The sequence below is a fragment of the Dactylosporangium sp. NPDC006015 genome, from assembly GCF_040614215.1.
Lineage (GTDB): Bacteria > Actinomycetota > Actinomycetes > Mycobacteriales > Micromonosporaceae > Dactylosporangium > Dactylosporangium maewongense.
In genome coordinates, this window is the sequence record NZ_JBEXUD010000006.1 from 225,755 (window position 1) to 248,811 (window position 23,057).

A 23,057-nucleotide genomic window follows, 5' to 3' on the forward strand; every position below is an offset into this window, starting at 1 on the left:
CCGAAGGGCCCGGCACGACCCGGTCATCAGCAGGCGCCCTGGTCCTCCCAGACGCCCCACTGGCCGGTGGTCGTCGGGTTCTCGCCCTGCGTCCACCACTTCGCGCGGTACTTGCGGCCGCTGTACTGCACGACGGTGTTGCCGCTGTACGCCGTGCCCGCGTTCCACACCGGCAGGCCCGCGCACCCGGCGCCCGTGGACGTGCTCGGCGACGTGCTCGGGCTCCTGCTCGGCGACGTGCTCGCGCTGGGCGAGGTGCTCGGGGACGTGCTCGGGCTCTTGCTCGCGCTCGGCGAGGCGGTCGGGGACGTGCCGGAGCAGACGCCCTGGTCGACCCAGACCGCGTTGGTGCCCGGGGTGTCACCCTGCGTCCACCACTGCGCCTTCCACGTGTGGCCGTTGTGCGACACCAGGTTCCCGCCGGTGTACACCGTGCCCGCCGCCCACGGCGGCGCCGTGCAGGTGCCGGTCGACGGGTTGCCCGAGACGGTGGGGGAGACGGTCGGCGCGGTGCCGCCGCGGCCGTAGTCGGCGGCGAGCGCGTAGGTCTGGCCGCCGATGGTGAGCGTGAAGTTCGACGGGCCCGAGATCGGCAGCTGGTAGTTGAGCGTCACCTCGGCGTAGGAGCCCGCGGCGATCGCCGGCACGTTGAGCCGCACCCGGTGGAAGTCGCCCTTGAGGCCGCCGACGTTGCTGCCGGTGTGGCCGGTCGACACGGTGGTCAGCGCCCAGCCGGACTGCTGGCCGAGGTTGCCGGGCGCGGTGGTCGGGTAGTCGAACTCCAGCTGCGAGCCGGCCGGGATCGCCGCACCGGTGTTGTTGATCAGCCGCAGCTCGGGGTTGATCGGGTAGTTGTTGTCACCCAGCGCGAACCCGCCCATCTGCACCCCGACGTTGAGCGTCTGCGTCGGCAGCGTGATGTTGGCCTTCTTCGCGCCGTACGGTGCGGCGGTCTTGAACTTGTCGTAGAGCAGGTTCGTCAGCGTGTTGCCCATGTACCACTCGTTGCGGGCCGCGTCCCACGCGTAGTCGCCGGCGAGCTCCCAGATCATGACGCCGCCGATGCCCTTGTTCACGACGTAGTCGGCCTTGGTACCGAGCGACTGGTCGTCCTCGGTGGACAGGAACACCTGCTTCTGCGCGTTCCACAGCCACGGCGCGACGAGGGCGCTGGAGTAGTTGCGGGTGTACGTGCCGGTGATGCGGTCCTCCGGGTCGGTGGCCGGGGTCAGCCCGTAGGCCTCCAGGTAGTCACCGGCCCGCCCCTCCTGCAGGTTCTTCGCGTGCCACATCGGGTTGGCGCCGGCCGGCACCTCGGCGTTGAGCTCTTCGTCGTGCCACAGGTTGTCGATGCCGACCGCGCCGTTGCCGCACGGGGTCGTCGAGCCGATGGCCCCGCCGGTGCCCGCCGGGCACTTCGTCTGGTCGGGCAGCGCCGCGCGTCCCCACAGGCCGTTGGTGCCGCCTGTCACGCCGCGCCAGCCCCGGGTGTAGTACGGGACGCCGATGTTTATCCGGCCGGACTGCATCGCGCCGCGGAAGTAGTGGTACGCCCAGTCCGTGTTCAGGTAACCGATGTTGGAGTACGCGCCGTACACGCCGCCCTGGGACAGCTCGGCGTCGTCGCCGTTGTCGTACAGCGCCGCGTTCGGGCCGACGAAGTGGTTCCACGAGCCGTGCAGGTCGTAGGACATGATGTTGACGTAGTCGAGGTACTGCAGCGCCTGGTAGGACTCCAGGCCGCGCAGCAGCCAGCCGGAGGCGGGCGCGGCGACGGTCACCATGTAGTACTTGCCGTCCGCCGCGGCGGCCGCGTCGAGCTTCTCCCGCAGCGTCTTCATCAGCAGGTGGTAGGAGGCGTTGAGCCCGGCCCGCTTCGCGTCCGCCTGGGCGAAGTCGAGCGGGTTGCCGGCCTTCGCGTTCGACGTCGGGTACTCGTAGTCGATGTCGACGCCGTCGAAGCCGTACGTGCGCAGGAACGTCACGACCGAGTCGGCGAAGGTGTTGATGCCGGCGGTGTTGATGCTGTTGTCGGCGTTGGTCGTCATCCGGTAGAAGCCGCCGGAGTCGACCCGGTCGCCGTTGTCGTTGAAGAACCCGCCGGTCTCGGCCCAGCCGCCGACGCTGATCAGCGTCTTGACCGCCGGGTGCTGCTTCTTGAACTTGTTGAGCAGGTTGAAGTGGCCGGTGTACGAGTAGGCCGGGTCCATCTCCGCGCCGGCGACGCCGGGCCACGTCATGTTCGTCGCCGCGTTGTTCGCCGCCGTCGGCGTGCCGACCGAGATCTTGTTGGCGCCGTCGACGTGCGCGAACGCGTAGTTGATGTGGGTGATCTTGTCCCACGGGATGTTGCTGGCCAGGTACGCGGGCGCGCCGTTCTTGCCGGTCCGCCAGCTGGTGAAGTAGCCGATGATCCGGCGGCCGTGGTCGGCGCCCAGGTTCTCCCGGCCGTTGGTGTCGTAGACCTTGCAGTACGGCACGGTGACGCCCGCGGTCGGGTAGAGCCCGTCCGGGCGGCAGGCAGCGTGGTCGACCTCCGCGTTGGCGGTGGTCACGAAGAACGCCGCGGACGCGGCCACGAGGGCCGCCGTCGCGGCGGACAAGAGGTGCAGGGTGCGTCGTCGCATAGAACCCTCCGCCAACCGTTAATAAAGTTAACAGTAAAGTGTCCTAGATGTATAACGGCATCGACGAGGGTGCGCAAGAGCCAGCCTTAGCGGAGCCTTAGTACGCGACTTATTTCTTTCGTTTACTGTTTGACTGCGCTGTACAGGTTGCGCATCGCGAGGATCGAGGACCGGACCTCCTGGAGCAGCTCGGTGGTCGCCAGGGGGCGCCCCCACTCGGCCGTCGCGAGGTCGTCCATGCCGATGGTCTCGATGCCGCAGCCGTACGTGAGGCCGAGCAGCCGGACCGCGTCGCAGTGCTGGTGCCGCACGTAGGGGTCGTTGGTCACCAGCAGCACCCGGTCCGTCCGCAGGGGCCTGCTGACGTGCTCGGCCCAGCCGATCAGGGTGCAGGCGGTGCTGGCCCGCAGCGGGAGCCGGGTCGACGCGGCCGCCAGGACGTGGATGCCGCCGTCCGGCCACGTCTGGTGCCACCAGCCGTCGCCGGTCTCGGTCCTCGCCGGCTCCGGCAGGTCGAGGAACCGGCGCAGCGCGGCCGTCATCATGTCGGCCTCGGTCTCCAGCTCGCCGAGGCCGAGGCGGAGGCCTTCCCGGTGCTCCCGGTCGTCGCGGTGCCGCAGGCTGCCCAGCCCGGCGACGGTCGCGGCCGTCGTGCCGCTGCGGAGCAGCCTCGCCGTGAAGTCGACGCGGCCGAGGGTGACCCGGATGCCGCCGCCGAGGACGACGACGTGGTCGTAGTGCTCATGGACGGGCTTCGGGCGGCCGCCGTTGCCGAGGGCGTGGATGAGGTCGCGGATCCGCTCGTCGTCCGCGCCGTAGCCGACGCGGGCGGTGTCGAACCGCTCCTTCGTCCCGGCCCTGAAGTCCCAGACCTTCGAGAATTCCGTGACGTGGTCCAGCGCCTCCCGCGCCGGCGCGTCGGGCACCGCACCACCGAACCTGGCCACGAGCTCGCGCATCTGGGGCGAGGCGACCCAGGCCTCGATCGCGGCGGACGGATCCGTCCCGCCGGGCTCGCACGGCGGCAGCGGGAACGGCTCCATGCCGGCGAAGCCTACCTTCTCCAAAGTGGACGGTCGGGAGTATGACGCGATGATCGACTGCGAGATACCGTGTCGCTACGCTCACGCCCCGGAGGTGGCCCCGCATGACGACCGCAGCACTTGCCCGCGGTGCGAACACCGCGATCGACGAGACGGCGGTCACGGCCCTCGTGGCCTGGCGCGCCGGCGCGACCGTCGACGCGTGCGCGCTGCTGGTCGGCGAGGGCGGCAAGGTGCGCGGCGACGCCGACTTCGTCTTCTACAACCAGCCGCGGGACGCCACCGGCGCGGTGTCGCTCAGCGCCGACGGCCCGCGCGCGGCGACCCTCGCGGTCGACCTGGCCCGGGTCCCCGCGGACGTGGCGAGCGTCGTCATCGCGGGGTCGATGGACGACGGCACGTTCGACACCGTGCCCGGCCTCGAGGTCACCGTGAAGGGCCGCCGCGGGCAGGTCGTCGCGCGGTTCCCCGTCCGCGACGTGGAGCCGGTCACCGCGATGGTGTTCGGCGAGTTCTACCGGCGGCAGGGCAGGTGGAAGTTCCGCGCCGTCGGGCAGGGCTGGTCCTCCGGCCTCGCGGGCCTGGCGACCGACTACGGCGTCTCGGTCGACGCTGACGACTCCGTCGCCGAGGCGTCGGGTGCGTTGCCGGCGGAGCGCCCGCGCCCCGACTGGTACGTCGCACCTCGTGACCCTTCGCTGCTGCGGTGGTGGAACGGCACCGAGTGGACGATGCAGACGGTTCCGCTCATCCACGACACGCCGGCGGTCTGCGGCCGGTGCGGCGGGCCGAAGTACCGCAGCTACGCCGGCATACCGTCCACCTGCCGCCGGTGCGACCCCGAGATCGCCAACGTGCTCAACGTGTGGCGGGCCAGGGCGACCCGGGTCCTCGCCGCCACCGGCACGGCCGAGCCGGCCTGGTCGGAGCTGTGGGCCGAGCTGCGCTACCACCGGGTGCGCGAGGACGCCGGCCGCGAGACGCTGCGCCCCGTCGCCCTGCACCACCTGCACCAGCTGCTGACGTTCGCGTTCGCGGACGAGGTGATCGAGCAGCACGAGATGGACGCCTTCGACGACGCGGTCCGCGCGCTCGGCGTCGTCGACCCCGCGATCAGCCAGATGCGCCGCCGGCTGCGGCGCGGCCTGGAGCTCGGGCTGATCAGCGGCGGCGAGGTGCCCCGGGTCACCTCCAGCACCCTGCACCTCGACGCGGAGGAGATCCTGCACCTGGAGGTGCCGGCGACGCGGGTACGGCAGCTGGCCAGCGGCACGAAGCGCGACGGCGGCCGGCTGATCGTCACCAACACCAAGCTGCGCTTCGTCGGCGACAGCGCCGGCTCCGACCTCGTCTGGGCGAAGGTCATCGAGGCGCGCCCCGAGTACAGCACCGTCGTCGTCGCCGCGACCACCTCCCGGGGCGGCGGCACGTACGAGGTCGGCGACCCCGAGTACGTGGCCGCCGTGCTCACCGGGGTGCTGCGCGTGGCGAAACGCACCGCGGTGGCGCCGGCGCAGCGCGACTCCCGCTCCGTGTCGCCGGCGATCCGGGCCGAGGTGTGGCGCCGCGACGGCGGCGCGTGCGTGGAGTGCCAGGCCACCGAGTACCTCGAGTTCGACCACGTCATCCCGTGGAGCCGCGGCGGCGCGACCAGCGTCGGCAACCTGCAGCTGCTGTGCCGCCGCTGCAACCTCGCCAAGGGCGCCCGGATCTAACTTCCTGGATTTCTTCAGCTGCGCTGGATTTCGAGGGCCTGCCAGGTCGCGAGGTCTTCGATCTCCTTGTCGACCGCTGCCCTCGTCTCGGCGTCGAACGGCTCGTCCTCGTGGACCGCGTTGATCCGCAGGACACGCTGCTTCCGGTCCGCGGTGGCGTCGAGCTTGCCGACGAGCCGGTCGCCGACCAGGATCGGCAGCGCGTAGTAGCCCCACCGGCGTTTCGCGGCCGGCTTGTACATCTCCAGGCCGTAGTCGAACCCGAACAGCTCCAGGGTCCGCTTCCGGTCGTGGATGAGCCGGTCGAACGGCGACAGCAGCGCGGCCCTGCCCTCGAAGGGCTCGCCCAGGCGCTCCAGCTGCGCCGGGTCGACCCGCCAGACGCCCTTGACCCCCTCGACCACGGCCGGCTCGCCGACGTCGCCGACGCCCCACGGCTCGATCGGCACCTCGGTCGTCTTCGCCCGCGCGACGCCCAGCGCCCGCAGCCGCCGCTCGCCCCGCAGCCGGACCACCTCCTCCGCCGGCACCGGCGGGTGGTCCGGGTACACCCGCCCGGCCAGGTCCCACAGCCGGTCCCGCCCCTGCCGCCCCGCGACCGCCACCTCACCGCACGCCGCCATCAGGTCGAGCAGCCGGATGACGTTCTGGTCGTTGGTCCAGCCCGTCGACGCCCACGGCATCGCGCACGTGTCGGGGATGGCCCGCGACGGCAGCGGCCCCTCCGCCGTCAGCCTGGCGAGGATGTCCTTCCGGCACGCGTCGTTGGCCCGCATCCACTCCGGGTGCCGCCGGTACTTGAACGCCCCGGGCGCGTCGTCGCGGCGCAGCGCCATCTCCGCCGTGTACAGCGCCAGGTCCTCCGCCGGCCGGACCGTCGCCGCCAGCTCGATCAGCTCCCTGCGCTGCAACGCCCCGACCAGCTCCGCGGGCGCGTACCCGCCGGCGCCGAGCCTGCTCCACGCCACGAGGTCCGCGGTGGGCGCGATGGCGGCGGTCGGGTCGATCTGCAGCAGCGCCAGGTGCCGCACCGTCTCGAGCAGCCCCGCCGGCCGCTCGCCGCCCAGCAGCTGCGCCCGCACGGCGATCCGCCGCGCCTCAACGATCGATATCCGGTGCGTCGTCACCCTGCGAGGCTAGCCCTTCGATCTTGGCTGCCCATCCTGGGTGGCTTTCTCGCGTGGCCGCCTGTGTACCCGTGAACCGACTCAGCTCCGACCGCAGGGGACACCGGTGAGCCTGAACATCACGATGGCCAGGCCGGCCCCCTCACCTTCCGCGCCGTCCCGCCCGGCGTCAACGCCAGCGCCGGCGGCGAGAGCGCCTGCCAGCGGCTGCACTCCTCACAGATCGTGCGCGACCTGGGCGCCGTCTACCTGCCCTGCCTCGCCGACGACTGGCTCGTCGTCCCACCGGAGGAGACCGTCGCCTTCCTGTGCGAGTGCGCCCGGGTGCTTGCCGAACTGCCCGCGGTCACCGCCGCCCGGGCGACATTCGAAGATCAAGCAGCGACCGCCTCCATCTTCCAAACCACCTCAAAGCCAGACAATTAGCACGCCATCCTCATGGACGTGACCGTGCGCGCCGCCCGACCGGCACGGCGGCCTGGCTTTGTCCCATCCGGGTATGCGCCGCTGCCCAGGAGCGGGTCGCTATCCGGTCGGGAGGAGCCGGCCGCTGTCCGGCGGGCGCTGCCTGGTCGACGCTGCTGGCCGGTGCATGCCGCTTGGTGAATGTCCCCGTCGGGCAGGCGTCGCCGTCCGCGGCGGACGGCGTGTTTCGTGGACGCCGCCGCCCGGTGTGCGTCGATGGCCGGTGCGCGCCGCCTGGTGGGCGCTCAGTTCCTGGTGGGCGCTCAGTTCCTGGTGGGGCGCTCAGTTCGTGGACGTCGGTCAGCGAACGCCGCTTGGTGAATGCCCCCCGTCCGGTGGGCGCCCCTTGTCCAGTGGGCGCCCTGTCTGGTGAGTGACGCCCCCGAGCGACTGTCAACGCCTGGCGGGTCTTCCTGTCCGGTGGGCGCCGGCCGGTGAGTGCCACCACCTGGTCGACGCTGCCCGCGAGGCACCGCCTCGCACCTGGTCGACGATGCTGCCCGGGAGGCGTCGCCTGGCGAACAGGGCCTTGCGGACTCGTCGGTGCCTCCAGCCGATGGACGGCGCTGCCCTGGTGGGCACCGCTGCCTCTGGTGAGCAACTGCTGTCTTGGTGGGGCGCCGCCGCACTGGTGAGCGTCGCCGGTCGATAGGCGCTGCCTGCCGGTGAACGCGGTTGCCCGGGGGGTGAGTGCTGCCGGGCTGGTGAGCGTCGCCGGGGTCGATGGGCGCAGTTGTCGATGTGTGAGATGAGGAACTGGTCGAGGCCGGTGTGCCGTGGACCGCTTGCAAGCAAACCTTACCCCAGCGATGGAAATTGATCTCCGGAGTCGTTGCTGTCCGTAGTCTACGCTGCTCCGTCTGGCTGACAGGGGCTTGCGGAAGGTGAAGGGACCGGCACGTCCCGTGGGGGCGGCGTGCCGGTCCGCAGGGTTGTCAGCGCTTCATGCCGTGCTCGATCGCCTCGATGATGCGGGGGCGCAGCTCGGCGGCGCTGATGATGGCGTCCACGGAGCCGACGGTGACGGCGCGCTGGATGTTGTGCACGCGGTCGAACTCGGCGGCCACCTCGCCCAGCTTCTCGGCGCGGACCGCGGAGTGCACCTCGGCGAGCTGCGCGTTGAGTGCCGCCCGTTCCGCGCCGGTCGCGGCGGCGACCCGGGCCTGCAGGTCGGTGACCCGCGGGTCGGTGGCGGTGCGGTTGTTGACGTCGCCCGTGAAGACCACCGCGGCGGCCGGGGCGCCACCCAGTACCGACGCGAACGAACCCTCAAGGGCGAGCACGGTCATGTTCGGGTTGAGGGCCTTGGAGAAGACGACGAACGCGCCGCCGTGGTAGCGGGAGATGACGCAGAAGACGATCGGGCCGTCGAAGTTGACGATCGCGCGGCCGATCTCGGCGCCGTACTCCAGCTGCAGCTTGCGCATCGACTCGGGGGAGCCGTCGAAGCCCGACAGGTTGGCGAGGACGACGAGCGGGCGGTTGCCGGAGGCGGCGTTGATCGCGCGGGCGGTCTTCTTCGACGAGCGCGGGAAGAGCGTGCCGGCGGTGTACGTGTCGGGGCCGTCGGTGGGCGGGAAACCCCGCCGCGGCACGGAGCGGGACTCGATGCCGATGAGGCAGACGGGCCAGCCGCCGATGTGCACGTCCTGCACCGCGGACGTCTCCGCGTCGGCCATGCCGGCCCAGCGCTCCAGGACCAAGTGGTCCTGGTCGGAGACGGCCCGCATGACGGTCCGGATGTCGAAGGGCTTCTTCCGGTCGGGGTTGTGCGTGGCGGAGAAGATCTGCCCGACCGTGGTGAAGTCACTGCCCGCGACATTGTGCGGGAAGTCCGAAATGTCCCGATCGACGGCGTCCGCGGTCAAAGCCTTACGCGGACCGGACTCGCCGGGCACCACGTACGTGTGGTCGTAGTGCGCCATGAGGATGTCCCGGGCGGCCGGCAGGTGCGGCGCCCAGTACTGCGCCTGGCCGTTGGGGCCCATGACCCGGTCGTAGCCGCCGATGCCGTAGTTGTCCTCGGCGGAGACGCCGCCGGAGAAGTCCAGCGACTGCTTGCCGGTGAGGACCATCGCCGAGTCGGGGGTCATGACCAGGATGCCCTTGGTGTGCATGAGCATCGTCGCCTCGGCGTTCCAGTACGGCTGGGCGCCGACGTTGATCCCGGCGACCACGATGTTGATCTCACCGCCGGCCTGGGTGAACGTGACGATCCGCTTGAGGGCGGCGGCGACCCAGTCCATGTTCTCGGTGCCGGAGCTCATCGAGATCTTCGCGCCCGCGGACAGCGCGAACCACTCCAGGGGCACCTGCATCGAGGCGGCGAGGTCGAGGGCGGCGATCACCCGGGAGCACTCGGGCTCGGCGAGGGCGCCGAGCGCCTTGGTCGGGTCGCCGAGGAGCACGACGCGGGTGATGCCCTCGGGGTGCCGGTCGGTCGGCGTGGTGACGACACCGCAGACGATCGCCGCGGTGTTGCGCCCCTTCGGCCGGTCGACCGGCACCAGGACACCGTCGACGAGGTCGTGCTCGACGAAGGAGCCGAGCAGCGAGGTCAGCTCGTACGGGTAGACGTTGCCGCGCCGGGCCGCCTGCAGGACCTTCTGACGGTAGTCGTCCAGGGGCCGCAGCGGCTCGGTCGACGGCTTGTCGACGGACACCTGCACGCCGTGGCCGTGGTTGAGGGTGATGCGGACCGCGACCTCGCTGAGGTCACCCGCCGAGGTGCGCTGGCGGGCGATGAACTGCACCTCCTCGAGGCCGGCGCCGGCCGTCGTCGGCAGGATGCGCTGGACGAGCGCGTTGAGCTCGTCGCCGGTCAGCTCGGTCGACGGCCACACGTACATGAGGATCCGGTTGGTGTCGAACCGCTTGTTCTGCGGGCGCTGCGCCTGGATGTTGCGGATCGCGTCGAGCCCGGCGGTGATCGCGTCCTCGACGGCGGGCAGCGCGACCAGGCGGCCGTCGGCCTCGCGCAGCGGCGTCAGGTCACGGACCTGGCCCATCGCGATGAGCCGCTCGTCGGCCGGGTTGCTGCGCGCGACCGCCTTGAACAGGTAGATCTCCTCATCCGCGGACGGCAGGCGGGTGAGGTCGAACTCGCGCAGCCGGTGCAGCTGCAGCCGCTGCGCGATCTGCGGGTGCAGCCCGCGCAGCAGCCGGTCCTCATCAAAGCCACCGGCGGAGGGGCGGAAGGTGAAGTGGTGGTGCATGACGGCGCCGCTGGTGCCGGCCACGGTGGTGGTGATGCGCCGGACCCCGTTGGGCAGCGGCTGCTCCGTCAGCAGTTGCCGCAGCCGTACGGCCATCGCGTCCGCGTCCGGCTGGTCCTCCCAGGTGACGTAGAGGTCCGCGACGAGACCGTGCTCGGCGACGCCCGCGGCCAGCTCGCCGACCGCCCCGATCGCGGCCGGCAGGGCGGCGATGTCGACGGCGGTGGTGACGACCCGGACGGTGCCGGATCCGTCGGTGCGTTCCGCGGTCACGAACCGGCAGCCGCCCGCCTCCCGCACGGTGACGCCGGACAGCGCCCGGTTGCCGTAGTACCGGCGGGTCACGACCTCCAGCAGCGCCAAGGCGTCGCGGCCGGGGCGCCCGATCCGCTGGCCGATGAGCCGCACGAGCGGCTCGGCGCTGGCGACCATCGCCTGGATCCGCTCGGCGCGGTCGGGTGCGTCGGGGTTGCGGTCGAGGTGCTGCAGGTCGGCGCGGACCGCGGCGTAGACCTTGGCGCGGTTGCGGCGCAGCAGCGGCTGGGCGAACCAGCGGAAGACGACACCGCGGGCGAGGTCCGACACGGCGGGGAAGCGCACCTGGGTGGCCTCGACGAGGTGCTCGAGGGCCAGGCCCGCCCGCTCGTTCATCGACTCCACCGGCGGCGGGCCGGCCAGCCACTGGCGCAGCAGCTCCAGCACGACGGCGACGTCGGTGGACATCCGCTGCTGGGCGAGGAAGATGCGGAAGACCGCGGACTCCAGCTCCGGGGTGCGGTCCAGCTCGGTGACGCCGTAGTGGCCCAGCGCCTTGCGCAGCTTGGCCTGGAACCCGTCGGGGAGGCCGGCCCGGTCGACGTCGAGGCTCTGCAGGTAGCTGTGGAAGTACTCGCGCGGGCTGTGCACGGGGCTGCCCGGCTCCTCCTCGAACTCGCCGCCGGGCTTGTTGCGGCTGAGCTCCGACAGGTCGGCGAACGTGGTGAGCAGGTCGATCTCGCCCTGCAGCGGCCGCCCGCCCAGCTCGGCGCGGGCGGCGAGGTAGCCGGTCAGCAGCCGCCGCCCGTCCTGCGGGTCGACGTCGAAGCCGAGCAGCAGGCTGCACAGGTCCTGCAGGCCGCGCTCGACCCGCTCGGCCACGCTCACGCCGTCGCGCTCGGGCGGCAGCTCGATGTCGACCGTCTGGGTCTCGACGACCTCGTCGGCGGAGGCGTCGTCGGCGAGGGGCTCCAGGCGCATCAGCGGCGCGCCGGTCTCCACCTGGCTGCCGACGGACACGGGGCACTCGCGGACCCGGGCGCGGAACGGCGCGCGCAGCACCGTCTCCATCTTCATGCTCTCCAGCACGAGGATCGGCGCGCCGGCCTCGACCTCGTCGCCGACCGTGAGGGGGGTCGCGACGACCAGCGCGGGCGCGGGGGAGCGCACGACGCCGCCCTCGTCGCGGCTGACGCGGTGGGTGATGCCGTCGACCTCGACCAGGTGGACCGGGCCGTGGGTGGCGGTGACGAGCCGGAAGCGGTGGCCGTTGACGACGATCCGGCCGCTGTGGGCGTCGAAGCGCTCGATCTCGACGTCGACGGGGTGCACGTCGCCGCCGCCGGAGACGCCGACCCGGTAGCGCTTCTGGCCCACGCGGGCGACGCTCACCCGATACCCGACGCCGCGCAGCTTCAGGTCGAGGGGGCGCCCGGTCTCGTGCTGGACCTGGGGGCGCCCGCCGTGCGCGGTGGACAGCAGCCGGTGCCGGCTGATCTCCTCCTCGTCCTGGTAGGCCTCGATCGCGGCGGCGGCGAGGGCGACCGCGGAGTGGCGGTGGCTGACGAGCCGGCCCTCGGCGCGGACCCGGTCGATCCAGCCGGTGTCGGCGCTGGCGTCGATGACCTCGGGCTGGTCGAGCAGGTCGAGCACGAAGCTCTTGTTCGTGGTGCCGCCCTCGATGACGACGGTCGTCTCGGCCATCGCGCGGCGCAGGCGGCCGAGGGCCTCGTCGCGGTCCCGGCCGTACGCGATGATCTTCGCGATCATGGAGTCGAAGTCGGCGGGGATGGAGTCGCCCTCGCTGACGCCGGTGTCGACGCGGATGCCGGGGCCGGCGGGCAGAACCAGGCGGGTGATGCGGCCGGGTGACGGCGCGAAGTCCCGGTCGGGGTCCTCGGCGTTGAGCCGCGCCTCGACGGCGTGGCCGGCCTCGCCCGGCTTCGGTCCTTCCAGGCGCCCGCCGCCGGCGACGTGCAGCTGCAGCTTGACCAGGTCGGTGCCGGTGGTGATCTCGGTGATCGGGTGCTCGACCTGCAGCCGGGTGTTGACCTCGAGGAACGCGAACAGCCGCTCACCCGGGTGGTAGAGGAACTCGACGGTGCACGCGCCGCGGTACCCGACGCTGACGGCGAGCCGCTCCGCGGACGCCTTGAGGTCGGCGGCCTGTGAGGGCGACAGGACCGGCGACGCGGACTCCTCGATGATCTTCTGGTTGCGCCGCTGCACGGAGCAGTCGCGCACGCCGAGCGCCCAGGCGGTGCCCTGCCCGTCGGCGATGACCTGCACCTCGACGTGCCGGGCGCCGGTGACGAGGCGCTCCAGGAAGACCACGCCGGACCCGAACGCGCGCAGCGCCTCCTGGCTGGTCCGCTCGTAGGCGTCGGTCAGGTCCTCGGCGGAGGTGACCTTGCGGATGCCGCGCCCGCCGCCGCCGGCGGTCGCCTTGAGCATCAGCGGGTAGCCGATCTGCTCGCCCGCGCGCAGCGCCTCGTCCAGCGTGGACACCGCGCCGCGGCTCCACGGCGCGACCGGCACCCCCACCTCCTCGGCCACCAGCTTCGAGCCGATCTTGTCGCCGAGCTTGCGCATCGCCTCGGCGCTCGGGCCGACGAACGTCACCCCGAGCTTCTCGCACAGCTCCGCGAACGCGGGGTCCTCGGCGACGAAGCCCCAGCCGACCCAGGCGGCGTCGGCCCGGGTCTCGACGAGGGCCCGTTCGAGGACGGCGTGGTCCAGGTACGGCCGGGCGGAGGCGGGGCCGAGCGGGTAGGCGACGTCGGCCTCCCGCACGAACGTCGCGGTGCGGTCGGCGTCGGTGTAGAGGGCGATCGTCTCGATCCGCTCCCCGGTTTCGGCCGAAAGATCCCGGACGGCGTGGATGAGCCGCATCGCGGCCTCACCACGGTTGACGATGGCGACACGACTGAACACCGGTTGAGCCTCCCAATTGCCCCACACGCAGCAGGCGACGTCCGGGTCCCGGAGCGCCGCCTGCACCTGGCTACACCCTGCGTGATTACCGCCGAGTACGCCACTGTGCCGCACGACGCATCCCGCACCCCTCGCGTTGTAAGAATCCTACAAAGGACTTCCGGGTCGACGCGCGGGTGGACAGTGACCGGCATCACCCAACTATCACCTTGCGTACCCACTTCGTTCATCTCCGACACTGCGCAGTCATCCCCGGCGCCGCGCGGTCAGCGTGTCTCCCACATCGAGGCCGAGGTGGGTGGCTCGAACTCCTCGAAGACCAGGAGGGTGCGGGTGTTCACCACGCCGGGCATGCCCTGGATGACGTCGAGGACGAGGCGGCGCAGGTCCGCGTTGTCCTTGGCGCGGACCAGGAGGATCACGTCGAACTCGCCGCCGACGAGGGCGATGTGCACGACGCCCGGCAGGGCCCGCAGGCGCTCGCCGACCACCCGCCACTCGGCCTGGCGCAGGTTGACCGTCACGTACGCCGACGTGCCCATGCCGGCCGCCACGTGGTCGACGTCGGCGTGGAAGCCGCGGATGACCCCGGTGTCGCGCAGGCGCTGGACCCGGGCGTAGGCGTTCGCGCGGGAGATGTGCAGCAGCTCGGCCAGGGTGCGCATCGACATGCGGCCGTCCCGGCTGAGCTCCACGAGGATACGCCGGTCGATGTCGTCGAGCGGGGCGGCCACCTGTCTCGCCCACCTTCCTGAACGAGCCCTTAGGTTGGACGTTTGGCATCGTACGACGCCCTGAACACGAACATCTTCTCGGTTTGGCGCCGGAAGTGGAACGCGAATGGCGCGAGGCCCAGGATTGCGGCATGACGCGTGACCCGAGTCACCTGCTACCGGGCGACGAACCGGTCGCCCTCATCGACGCGCACGGCCAGGCCCTCGACCCAGGGCGCCACGCGCTTCCGGACAACGAAGCACTCGTCACGGCGCTCGGCGCGCTGCTCACCGCGCGGCGGCTCAACGACCAGGCCTACGCGCTCGTGCGGCAGGGGCGGCTCGCCGTGTACCCGTCGTCGCACGGGCAGGAGGCGTGCCAGGTCGCCGCGGCGCAGGTCCTCGACGCCGGCGACTGGCTCTTCCCCACCTACCGGGACACGGTCGCCGCGGCCGTCAAGGGCGTCGACCCCGTCGAGGCGCTCAGCCTGCTCAAGGGCGACTGGCACTGCGGGTACGACCCGTACGAGCACAACGTCGCCCCGCACGCGACGCCGCTGGCCACCCAGCTGCCGCACGCGGTCGGGGTCGCGCACGCGGCCAGGCTCCGCGGCGAGCCGACCGTCGTCATGGCGATGTGCGGCGACGGCGGCACCAGCGAGGGCGACTTCCACGAGGCGCTCAACTTCGCCGCCGTGTTCCAGGCGCCGGTGGTCTTCTTCATCCAGAACAACGGCTACGCCATCAGCGTCCCGCTGTCGCGGCAGACCGCGGCGCCGTCCCTGGCGCACAAGGGGATCGGCTACGGCATCAAGGGCGAACGCGTCGACGGCAACGACATGGCCGCCCTGCTCGCCGTGCTCGGCGCCGCCGTCGAGCGGGCCCGGTCCGGCGGCGGGCCGCAGCTGGTCGAGGCGCACACGTACCGGATGCAGGCGCACACCAACGCCGACGACGCCACCCGGTACCGCGACGACGCCGAGGTCGCGGCGTGGGTCGAGCGCGACCCGATCGCCCGGCTGCGGGCGTACCTGACCGGCCAGGGGCTGATCGACGACGCGACGATCGCGGCCTTCACCGAGGAGGCCGAGCGGGTCGCCACGCACCTGCGCGACGGCCTCAACCGGGACGTCGAGCCGGACCCCGCCGACCTGTTCGCCCACGTGTACGCGACCCCCACACCCCAGCTGCGCGAGCAGGCGGCGATGGTGGCGGACGAGCTGAGCCGCGAAGGAAGCCCCCGATGACCACAACCACGCACGAGAAGCTGTCGATGGCGCAGGCGCTCAACCGGGCCCTGCGCGACGCGCTCGAAGCAGACCCCACGGTGGTCGTGTTCGGCGAGGACGTCGGCGCGCTCGGCGGCGTCTTCCGGATCACCGACGGCATCACCGCCGACTTCGGCGAGGCGCGCTGCTTCGACACGCCGCTCGCGGAGTCCGGGATCGTCGGGATGGCCGTGGGGATGGCGATGAACGGGATGCGTCCCGTCGTCGAGATGCAGTTCGACGCGTTCGCCTACCCCGCGTTCGAGCAGATCGTCAGCCACGTCGCGAAGATGCGCAACCGCACCCGCGGGCGGGTGGCGCTGCCGATGGTCATCCGCGTCCCGTACGCCGGCGGCATCGGCGGCGTCGAGCACCACTGCGACTCGTCGGAGGCCTACTACGCCCACACCCCCGGGCTGCACGTGGTCGCGCCGTCGACGCCGTCGGACGCCTACACGCTGCTGCGGGCGGCGATCGCGTCGCCGGACCCGGTCGTCTTCCTCGAGCCGAAGAAGCTCTACTGGAGCAAGGAGGAGGTCGAGCTGCCGTCCGGGGCGCCCGGCATCGGCACCGCCGTCATCCGCCGCGACGGCACCGACGCGACCCTCATCGCCTACGGACCCGCCGTCCCCGTCGCGCTGGAGGCCGCCGAGGCCGCCGCGCAGGAGGGGCGGAGCCTGCAGGTGGTCGACCTGCGCTCGATCGTGCCGTTCGACGACGAGACCGTGTGCGCGGCGGTGCGCTCCACCGGCCGGGCCGTGGTCGTCGCGGAGGCCGCCGGGTTCGCCGGGGTCTCCGCCGAGATCGTCGCCCGGGTCACCGAGCGCTGCTTCAACGCCCTGGCCGCGCCGATCCGCCGGGTCGGCGGGTTCGACATCCCGTACCCGCCGCCGAAGCTGGAGCACTTCCAGCTGCCCGGCGTGGACCGGGTCCTGGACGCCGTCGACGACCTGCAGTGGGAGCAGTGATGGCGACGTTCCTGCTGCCGGACCTCGGTGAGGGGCTCACCGAGGCGGAGGTCGTGCGGTGGCTCGTCGCCGAGGGCGACACGGTGACCGTCGACCAGAGCGTCGTCGAGGTCGAGACGGCGAAGTCCGTGGTGGAGGTGCCGTCGCCGTACGCGGGCCGGGTCGAGACCCTGCACGCCCGGCCCGGCGCCACGGTCCAGGTCGGCAAGCCGCTCATCTCGATCGCCGCCGCGGAGCGCGAGCCCGTGAGCGTGGCGGCGGCCGCCAAGGAGGCCTACCGGGAGGAGGAGCGGGCCGGCTCCGGCAACGTCCTCATCGGCTACGGCACCACCGGCGCCACCACAACCGGCCGCACCCGCCGCCCGCGCGCCAACGTCCGCCCGGCCGCGCCCGCGTTCCCCGCCCCGGCGGCCCGGAAGGTCCCCCTCGTCGTCTCGCCGCTGGTGCGCAACCTGGCCCGCGCCAACGGCGTGGACCTGCGCACCGTGCAGGGGACGGGTGAGGGCGGCGTCATCACCCGCGCCGACGTGGAGCGCGCCTGCGTCACGACAGCCGTCGCCGCGTCGGTACCGGGGGAGCGCCGGATCCCGCTCAGCGGCTTCCGCCGCAGCGTCTCGGCGGCACTGAGCCGCAGCCGGGCAGAGATCCCCGAGGCGACCGTCTGGGTCGACGTCGACGCGACGAAGCTGTGGCAGCTGCGCGAGAGCGTCCCCGCCGGGCCGGGCCTGATCGCGTACGTCGCCCGGTTCGTGGTCGCGGCCCTGCACGAGTACCCGGTGTTCAACGCCCGCCTCGACACCGTGCGCCAGGAGATCGTCGAGCTCGACCGGGTCGACCTCGGCATCGCCGTGCAGGGCGCCCGCGGCCTCGTGGTGCCCGCGGTCATGGACGCCGGCGCGATGACGACCGCCCGGCTCGACCAGGAGATCCGCGCGGTCACGGCCAGGGCGCGGGAAGGCCGTTCGACGGCGCAGGAGCTGTCGGCGGGCACGTTCACGCTCAACAACTACGGCGCGTTCCGGGTCGACGGCAGCGCGGCCATCATCAACCACCCGCAGGTCGCGATCCTCGGCCTGGGCCGGATCATCGACCGGCCGTGGGTCGTCGACGGCCAGCTGTGCGTCCGTAAGATCGCGCAGATGAGCTTCGTGTTCGACCACCGCGTGTGCGACGGCGGCACCGCCGCCGGGTTCATGCGCAGCGTCGCCGACGCCATCGAGGAGCCCGCCTCCGTCATCGCCAGGCTGTGACGGTCGTCCTGCTCGACGGGTCGCCCCTGCCGGGCGGCCCGTCCGCCGACGTCGCCCTCGGCCCGCACCTGCTGCGGGCCGGCGCCGGCCGGGAGTTCCTGCGGATCTTCTCGCCGGCGCCGACGGCCGCGTTCAGCCGGCGCGACACCCTGCGCCCGGGCTACCCGGACGCCGAGGCGGCAGTGCTCGCGGCCGGCTTCACCCCGGTGATCCGCCCGCAGGGCGGCACCCTGGCGCTCTACCACGAGGGCAGCGTCGTCGTGGACCACGTGTGCCGCACCCCGGACGCGTCCCGTGACCCGGTCGGGCGGTTCCGGCGGTTCGCGGCCATGCACGCCGCCGTCCTCACCGGGCTCGGCGCCGACGCCCGGATCGGCGCCGTCCCGGGCGAGTACTGCCCCGGCGAGTACAGCATCAACCTCGGCGGCACGGTCAAGGTCGTCGGCTCGGCCCAGCGGGTCACCCGGGACGGGTGGCTGTTCAGCTCCGTCTTCCAGGTGACGGGCGCCGGCCTGCTCCGGGCGCCGCTGACCGCCGCCTACGCCGCGCTCGGCTACGACTTCGACCCCGCCACCGCCGGTGCCCTGGAGACCGTGACGGTCGAGGCGGTCACGGCGGCGCTGACGGACGCCTACAGCATGCTGCGGGCCTGACCGAGCGGCTGGAGCAGGTCGGTGAGGGCGGCGACGACGCCCTCCTCCACCCCGGCGGTCATCCGGGTGGTCGGCACCGAGACCGAGACGGCGTCGGTCGCCGGCACCGTCAGCGGCACCGCCATCGCGAAGCACATGATGCCGTCCGCGTTCTCCTCGCGGTCGACGGCGTACCCCGTCTCGCGGACCGTGGCGAGGGCCCGGTGCAGCGCGTCGCGGTCGGTGATGGTGCCGGCGGTCAGCCGCTGCAGCGGCCAGCTGAGCATCGCGTCGGCGTCGGCGTCGGCGTGCTGGGCCAGCAGCGCCTTGCCGAGGGCCGTCGCGTGCGCGGGCAGCCGGCGGCCGACGGCGCTGTAGAGGCGCAGGCGGTGGGTGGAGTCCCGCTTGGCGAGGTACACGATCTGGTCGCCCTCGATCCGGCCGAGGTGGACGGTCTCGCCGAGCCGGCGGGAGAGCTCGTCGAGGACCCCAGACATCACCGCGACGCTGTCGTCGCCGTCGAGGTAGGCGGCGCCGACCTGCAGGGCGCGCATGCCGAGCCGGAAGCGGGTGCCGGTCTCGTCGGCGCGGACCCAGCCGCGGGCGGTCATGGTCCGCATGAGCCCGTGCAGGCTGCTCTTCGGGATGTCCAGCGCGCGGGCGAGGTCGACGAGCGTCCAGGCGCGCGGCTGATCCGCGAGGACCTCGAGCACGTCAAGGGTGCGCCCCGCTGACTTGACCGGCTGGAAGTCGTCCTGCACGGCGCCACTGTAGCGAACACGCCGCGCGTGCACTATGTTCATACCCGTGACTGACGTTCAACAGGCTGAACAGCTCGATATGGGACGGGTCGTGCCGGTGGTGGTCCTCGAGGACGCCCGGCACGCGGCGGCGCTCGGCGACGCCCTCGTCAAGGGCGGCCTCAAGGCCGCCGAGATCACCCTGCGCACCGCCGCCGGCCTCGACGCGATCGAGGCCATCGCCGGCCGCGACGACCTGGTCGTCGGCGCCGGCACGGTGCTCACCGCCCGGCAGGCCGAGCGGGCCATCGCCGCCGGCGCCCGGTTCGTGGTGACGCCGGGCTTCGCGCCCGCCGTCGTCGCCGCGTGCCAGGACGCCGGCGTGCTCGTCGTGCCCGGCGCCGCCACCGCCACCGAGATCCAGATGGCCCTCGACGCCGGCCTGGACATCGTGAAGTTCTTCCCGGCCCAGCAGCTCGGCGGCGCACCGATGATCAAGGCTCTCGCGGCGCCGTTCCGCGGGGTGCGGTTCATCCCCACCGGCGGCATCACCCCCGAGGTGATGCCGGACTACCTCGCCCTGCCGCAGGTCCTCGCGGTCGGCGCGAGCTGGATCGTCGCCCCCGACCTCCTGCAGGCCGGGCGCTGGGACACGGTGACCGAGCGGGCCGCCGCCGCGGTGGAGGCGGCGGCATGACGCTCACGCTGCGCCCCAAGGACGAGTGCCGTTACGACCTCGTCTCGCTCGGCGAGGTGATGCTGCGCCTCGACCCCGGTGCCGGCCGGGTCCGCACCGCCCGCACCTTCCAGGCGTGGGAGGGCGGCGGGGAGTACAACGTCGCCCGCGGCCTGCGCCGCTGCTTCGGCCTGCGCACCGCGATCGTCACCGCGTTCGCCGACAACGAGATCGGCCGCCTCCTGGAGGACCTCATCCTGCAGGGCGGGGTCGACACGTCGTTCGTGCGCTGGGTGCCGTATGACGGGATCGGCCGCGCCACCCGCAACGGGCTCAACTTCACCGAGCGCGGCTTCGGTGTCCGCGGCGCCGTCGGCACGTCCGACCGCGGGCACACCGCCGCCAGCCAGTTGCGCCCCGAGGACGTGGACTGGGATCACCTCTTCGGCACGCTCGGGGTCCGCTGGCTGCACACCGGCGGCATCTACGCGGCGCTGTCGGAGACCGCGCCGGCCACCGTCGAGGCCGCGATGACCGCCGCGCGCAGGCACGGCACGGTCGTCTCGTACGACCTGAACTACCGCCCGTCGCTGTGGAAGGCGGTCGGTGGCAAGGCCCGCGCGCAGGAGGTGAACCGCCGCCTCGCCGGCCTCGTCGACGTGATGATCGGCAACGAGGAGGACTTCACCGCCTGCCTCGGCTTCGCCGTGCCCGACACCGACATCCACGCCGGCGCGCTCGACGCCGGCAACTTCAAGGCGATGATCAAGGAGGTCGTCGAGGAGTACCCGAACTTCGCGGTCGTCGCGACCACGCTGCGCGCCGTGCACAGCGCCACCGTCAACGACTGGGGCGCCGTCGCCTGGGCGGGCGGCGAGTTCGCCGAGGCGACCCACCGGCCGGCCCTGGAGATCCTCGACCGGGTCGGCGGCGGCGACAGCTTCGCGTCCGGGCTCATCTTCGGCCTGCTCGAGCGCGACGGCGGCATCGCCACCGCGGTCGAGTACGGCGCGGCGCACGGCGCCCTGGCCATGACCACCCCCGGCGACACCTCGATGGCGAGCCTCGCCGAGGTCGAGTCCCTGGTGCGCGGCGGCGGCGCCCGCGTCCAGCGCTGAGTGTCCCAGCGCTGGACGCCCAGGGTCGCGCGTCCAGCGCTGGGCGTCCGGCAAGACCACGGCACGGCGTCCGGCGCCGTCCGGCATCACGGTGTCCGAAGCACAGCGTTGTTGACCCCGGCGGGCAGGCCTCGCACAGCCGCCCGCCGGGGTCCGTCATCGGTACAGGGGCCGACTCAACTGTCGCGGGTAACCCCCGGCGGCGCTGTCCGCCCGCCGGCCGTCAATCGCCGGACGGGCGGGGGTCGCCGGTGGCGCGCAGGATGTCGGCGTCGAAGGTGCGCCGCGCCCGGAGGATGATCCAGGCGCCGAGCCCCAGCGGCAGCAGCAGCACGGTGAACGCGCCGCGCAGCGAGCCGGACCCGCCGCCGCCGAGCGCGTCGGAGGCGGCCCCGACGAGGAACGGGCCGGCGGCGCCGCCGAGGGTGACGACCGCGTTGAGGACCGCGAAGCCCAGGCCGCGCCGGTGCGCGGGCACCACGTCGGCGTTGGCCGCCGTCAGGTTCGGGATCGCCGCGGAGAACCCGGCGTTGGCGAGGAAGTAGCCGGCGATCTGCACGGGCAGCACCGGCACGAGCGCGGCGACGGCGAGGCCCAGCGCGCCGATGAACAGGGCCGTGCCGGCCAGGACCATCCGCCAGCCTGGGCGCCGGCCGTGGAAGCGGTCGCCGTACCGGCCGCCGACGATCACCCCGAGGACGATGCCGACGCCGCCGACCCCGCCCGCGATCCCGGTCGCGGCCGCCTCCTCCAGGCCGAACTCCCGCTGGTAGAACGTCGGCATCCAGAAGAACAGCCCGCCGAGGCCGAAGAACATGATGGTCAGCCCCGCGACCACCGACCGCAGCGTCGGGATCCGCACGAGCTGCCGCAGCTGCCGGTGTACGGGCACCGCCGCGGCCTCCGCCGGTCGTTCGACGGGTGCGACACCGGCGGCCAGCGCGCCGATACGGTCGCCGAGGCCGCGGACCGGCTCGCGGACGGTGAGGCACAGCAGCGCGATGACGGCCCCCGGCACGGCCACGAACAGGAACGCGTGCCGCCACCCGACCGCCTGCGCGAGCGAACCGCCGACGAGCACCCCGACCGGCAGCCCGACGAAGTAGCCGAGGCGCTCCAGCCCGAACGCGCGCGCCCGGCCGCCGGGCGGGAAGTAGTCCGCGAGCAGGCTGGAGGCGGGCGGGTTGTAGAGCTGCCCCGCCGCGCCGAGCAGCACCCGGATCGCGAAGAGCACCGCGTAGGACGTGGCCAGCCCCGTTCCGAGGGTCAGCACCGCCCACGTGCCGACGACGCCGGCGATGATCCAGTTGCGCCGGCCGGTGTCGGCGAGCCGGCCGGCCGGCAGCAGCAGCACCACGCCCGCGATCGCCCCCGCGGTGGGGATGGCGCCGACCGCCTTGTCGCTGAGCCCGAACTCCGCCTGGATCTGCGGCACGACCCCGGCCAGGAGGTTGTATTCGACCCGGTCGACGAACGCGACCAGCGCCACGCAGATCGCCGGCCACCACCCGAGCGGCGCGGTCCGCGCGGGCTCGACCGCCACCTTCGGCCGCCCGGCGTACGCCTCCACCAGCACGGTCCCGCCACGGTCGGTCTCGGTGCCCATGGCGGCCTCCTCGGTAGGGAAACAGTGTTTCCCTTACGGTCCTGGGGTCACGATAGGCGCCGGGCCCGCCCCACCACAAGATCGGGCCTCGCTCCCGCCGACGGCGGAGGCGATCGCGGCGGCGACGGCGCGCTCGATGACGTCGAGGGCGGGGGCCGGCGCGGGCAGCAGGCGCCGAGGGTCGGCGGGTGGCGTGTGCGGGGGCGGGTCGCCGGGGGAGGGGGCGTAGCGGACGGGACGGTCGAGCAGCCAGGCGAGCAGTGCGGCGATGTCCGCGCCGCCGAGGAGGGTGTCGCCGTGCAGGTGGTACGTGGCGCCGGCGTGCCGGTCCGGGCGGCCGGCGGCGAGGTCCGCGGCCGACTCGGCGGCGACGCGGGCGGCGGCGCCGGTCACGTCCCGCAGGGCGACGAGTGGCCACCGGCGGTCGCCGAGCGGGGCGGTGAGGACCCCGGTGACCGCGGCGGAGACGGCCGCGGCCGCGGCGAGCGCGGCGAAGGACTCGGCGACGGGCGCGCACCGCAGGACCGCCGTGCCGGGCGCCGGCGCGCGGCCGTCCACGCGTGCGGCGTGCCGGACGCCGGCGGGGCCGACCAGGGGGCCGACCAGCACGTCGACGCCCGTGACGGCGAGTGTCGGAGTGGGCTGCGGGCCGGCGCCGGGCACGGTGGTGGTGTCGCCGGGGACGCCGCTGACGGGAATCATGGT

16 protein-coding genes are annotated in these 23,057 nt (G+C 73.0%); 8 read left to right on the forward strand and 8 right to left on the reverse strand.

What is annotated here, in order from left to right:
- Positions 1 to 26: 26 nt before the first annotated feature.
- Entirely contained in the window at positions 27 to 2,627 is a 2,601-nt protein-coding gene (locus tag ABZ321_RS13440) for a glycosyl hydrolase family 18 protein (RefSeq protein WP_354891072.1), read from the reverse strand.
- Between the two features lie 122 nt (positions 2,628 to 2,749).
- Positions 2,750 to 3,670: a hypothetical protein gene (locus ABZ321_RS13445; protein ID WP_354891073.1), complete on the reverse strand. Its 921-nt coding sequence runs from the start codon at positions 3,668 to 3,670 to the stop codon at positions 2,750 to 2,752.
- Positions 3,671 to 3,774: 104 nt separating this feature from the next.
- On the opposite strand from ABZ321_RS13445, the gene ABZ321_RS13450 reads away from it, so the two are divergent.
- Positions 3,775 to 5,385, forward strand: coding sequence for a TerD family protein (locus ABZ321_RS13450; RefSeq protein WP_354891074.1), 1,611 nt, complete (start codon positions 3,775 to 3,777; stop codon positions 5,383 to 5,385).
- Between the two features lie 14 nt (positions 5,386 to 5,399).
- Here ABZ321_RS13450 and ABZ321_RS13455 read toward each other — a convergent pair whose 3' ends face one another.
- On the reverse strand, positions 5,400 to 6,512 hold the full coding sequence (locus ABZ321_RS13455) for a crosslink repair DNA glycosylase YcaQ family protein (RefSeq protein ID WP_354891075.1): 1,113 nt from the start codon (positions 6,510 to 6,512) through the stop codon (positions 5,400 to 5,402).
- Positions 6,513 to 6,737: 225 nt separating this feature from the next.
- On the opposite strand from ABZ321_RS13455, the gene ABZ321_RS13460 reads away from it, so the two are divergent.
- Positions 6,738 to 6,938 carry a hypothetical protein gene (locus ABZ321_RS13460; RefSeq protein ID WP_354891076.1) on the forward strand — a complete coding sequence of 67 codons (201 nt, stop codon included), beginning with the start codon at positions 6,738 to 6,740 and terminating at the stop codon, positions 6,936 to 6,938.
- A 974-nt stretch (positions 6,939 to 7,912) separates the two neighbouring features.
- On the opposite strand, the gene ABZ321_RS13465 is transcribed toward ABZ321_RS13460, so the two are convergent.
- Positions 7,913 to 13,381, reverse strand: a complete 5,469-nt coding sequence (locus ABZ321_RS13465) for a biotin carboxylase N-terminal domain-containing protein (protein WP_354891077.1) — start codon at positions 13,379 to 13,381, stop codon at positions 7,913 to 7,915.
- Between the two features lie 266 nt (positions 13,382 to 13,647).
- Positions 13,648 to 14,115 (reverse strand): Lrp/AsnC family transcriptional regulator, encoded by a 468-nt coding sequence (locus ABZ321_RS13470; protein WP_344501971.1) that lies wholly within the window; start codon positions 14,113 to 14,115, stop codon positions 13,648 to 13,650.
- A gap of 131 nt (positions 14,116 to 14,246) precedes the next feature.
- Here ABZ321_RS13470 and pdhA point away from each other — a divergent pair, with 131 nt between their 5' ends.
- The 4 genes from pdhA to ABZ321_RS13490 are packed head-to-tail and all read left to right on the forward strand — an operon-like array spanning position 14,247 to position 18,233.
- Positions 14,247 to 15,341 (forward strand): pyruvate dehydrogenase (acetyl-transferring) E1 component subunit alpha, encoded by a 1,095-nt coding sequence (gene pdhA, locus ABZ321_RS13475; protein WP_344501972.1) that lies wholly within the window; start codon positions 14,247 to 14,249, stop codon positions 15,339 to 15,341.
- Complete coding sequence (locus ABZ321_RS13480; RefSeq protein ID WP_354891078.1) at positions 15,338 to 16,330, forward strand: alpha-ketoacid dehydrogenase subunit beta; 993 nt, start codon at positions 15,338 to 15,340, stop codon at positions 16,328 to 16,330. Before pdhA ends, ABZ321_RS13480 begins: the two co-directional genes overlap by 4 nt.
- Positions 16,330 to 17,580: a dihydrolipoamide acetyltransferase family protein gene (locus ABZ321_RS13485; RefSeq protein ID WP_354891079.1), complete on the forward strand. Its 1,251-nt coding sequence runs from the start codon at positions 16,330 to 16,332 to the stop codon at positions 17,578 to 17,580. Before ABZ321_RS13480 ends, ABZ321_RS13485 begins: the two co-directional genes overlap by 1 nt.
- Complete coding sequence (locus ABZ321_RS13490; RefSeq protein ID WP_354891080.1) at positions 17,577 to 18,233, forward strand: hypothetical protein; 657 nt, start codon at positions 17,577 to 17,579, stop codon at positions 18,231 to 18,233. The genes ABZ321_RS13485 and ABZ321_RS13490 overlap by 4 nt, the downstream gene beginning before the upstream one ends.
- Here the strand turns inward: ABZ321_RS13490 and ABZ321_RS13495 are convergent.
- Positions 18,212 to 18,973: an IclR family transcriptional regulator gene (locus ABZ321_RS13495; protein WP_354891081.1), complete on the reverse strand. Its 762-nt coding sequence runs from the start codon at positions 18,971 to 18,973 to the stop codon at positions 18,212 to 18,214. The two genes, ABZ321_RS13490 and ABZ321_RS13495, sit on opposite strands and share 22 nt — an antisense overlap.
- A gap of 46 nt (positions 18,974 to 19,019) precedes the next feature.
- Between ABZ321_RS13495 and eda the strand changes: the two genes are divergently transcribed.
- On the forward strand, positions 19,020 to 19,649 hold the full coding sequence (gene eda, locus ABZ321_RS13500) for a bifunctional 4-hydroxy-2-oxoglutarate aldolase/2-dehydro-3-deoxy-phosphogluconate aldolase (protein WP_354891082.1): 630 nt from the start codon (positions 19,020 to 19,022) through the stop codon (positions 19,647 to 19,649).
- Positions 19,646 to 20,746: a sugar kinase gene (locus ABZ321_RS13505; RefSeq protein ID WP_344501979.1), complete on the forward strand. Its 1,101-nt coding sequence runs from the start codon at positions 19,646 to 19,648 to the stop codon at positions 20,744 to 20,746. The genes eda and ABZ321_RS13505 overlap by 4 nt, the downstream gene beginning before the upstream one ends.
- A 223-nt stretch (positions 20,747 to 20,969) precedes the next feature.
- Here ABZ321_RS13505 and ABZ321_RS13510 read toward each other — a convergent pair whose 3' ends face one another.
- The gene (locus ABZ321_RS13510; protein WP_354891083.1) at positions 20,970 to 22,352 is read right to left on the reverse strand and encodes an MFS transporter; all 1,383 of its coding nucleotides are present in this window, start codon (positions 22,350 to 22,352) and stop codon (positions 20,970 to 20,972) included.
- Positions 22,353 to 22,385: 33 nt separating this feature from the next.
- Entirely contained in the window at positions 22,386 to 23,054 is a 669-nt protein-coding gene (locus ABZ321_RS13515; RefSeq protein ID WP_354891084.1) for a hypothetical protein, read from the reverse strand.
- Positions 23,055 to 23,057: the final 3 nt, after the last annotated feature.

What these genes read in the sequence shown, in the direction of transcription:
- ABZ321_RS13440 (WP_354891072.1), bottom strand. Translation starts at nt 2,627, where the DNA reads ATGCGACGACGCACCCTGCACCTCTTGTCCGCCGCGACGGCGGCCCTC.
- ABZ321_RS13445 (WP_354891073.1), bottom strand. Translation starts at nt 3,670, where the DNA reads ATGGAGCCGTTCCCGCTGCCGCCGTGCGAGCCCGGCGGGACGGATCCG.
- ABZ321_RS13450 (WP_354891074.1), top strand. Translation starts at nt 3,775, where the DNA reads ATGACGACCGCAGCACTTGCCCGCGGTGCGAACACCGCGATCGACGAG.
- pdhA (WP_344501972.1), top strand. Translation starts at nt 14,247, where the DNA reads ATGACGCGTGACCCGAGTCACCTGCTACCGGGCGACGAACCGGTCGCC.
- ABZ321_RS13480 (WP_354891078.1), top strand. Translation starts at nt 15,338, where the DNA reads ATGACCACAACCACGCACGAGAAGCTGTCGATGGCGCAGGCGCTCAAC.
- ABZ321_RS13485 (WP_354891079.1), top strand. Translation starts at nt 16,330, where the DNA reads ATGGCGACGTTCCTGCTGCCGGACCTCGGTGAGGGGCTCACCGAGGCG.
- ABZ321_RS13505 (WP_344501979.1), top strand. Translation starts at nt 19,646, where the DNA reads ATGACGCTCACGCTGCGCCCCAAGGACGAGTGCCGTTACGACCTCGTC.
- ABZ321_RS13510 (WP_354891083.1), bottom strand. Translation starts at nt 22,352, where the DNA reads ATGGGCACCGAGACCGACCGTGGCGGGACCGTGCTGGTGGAGGCGTAC.
- ABZ321_RS13515 (WP_354891084.1), bottom strand. Translation starts at nt 23,054, where the DNA reads ATGATTCCCGTCAGCGGCGTCCCCGGCGACACCACCACCGTGCCCGGC.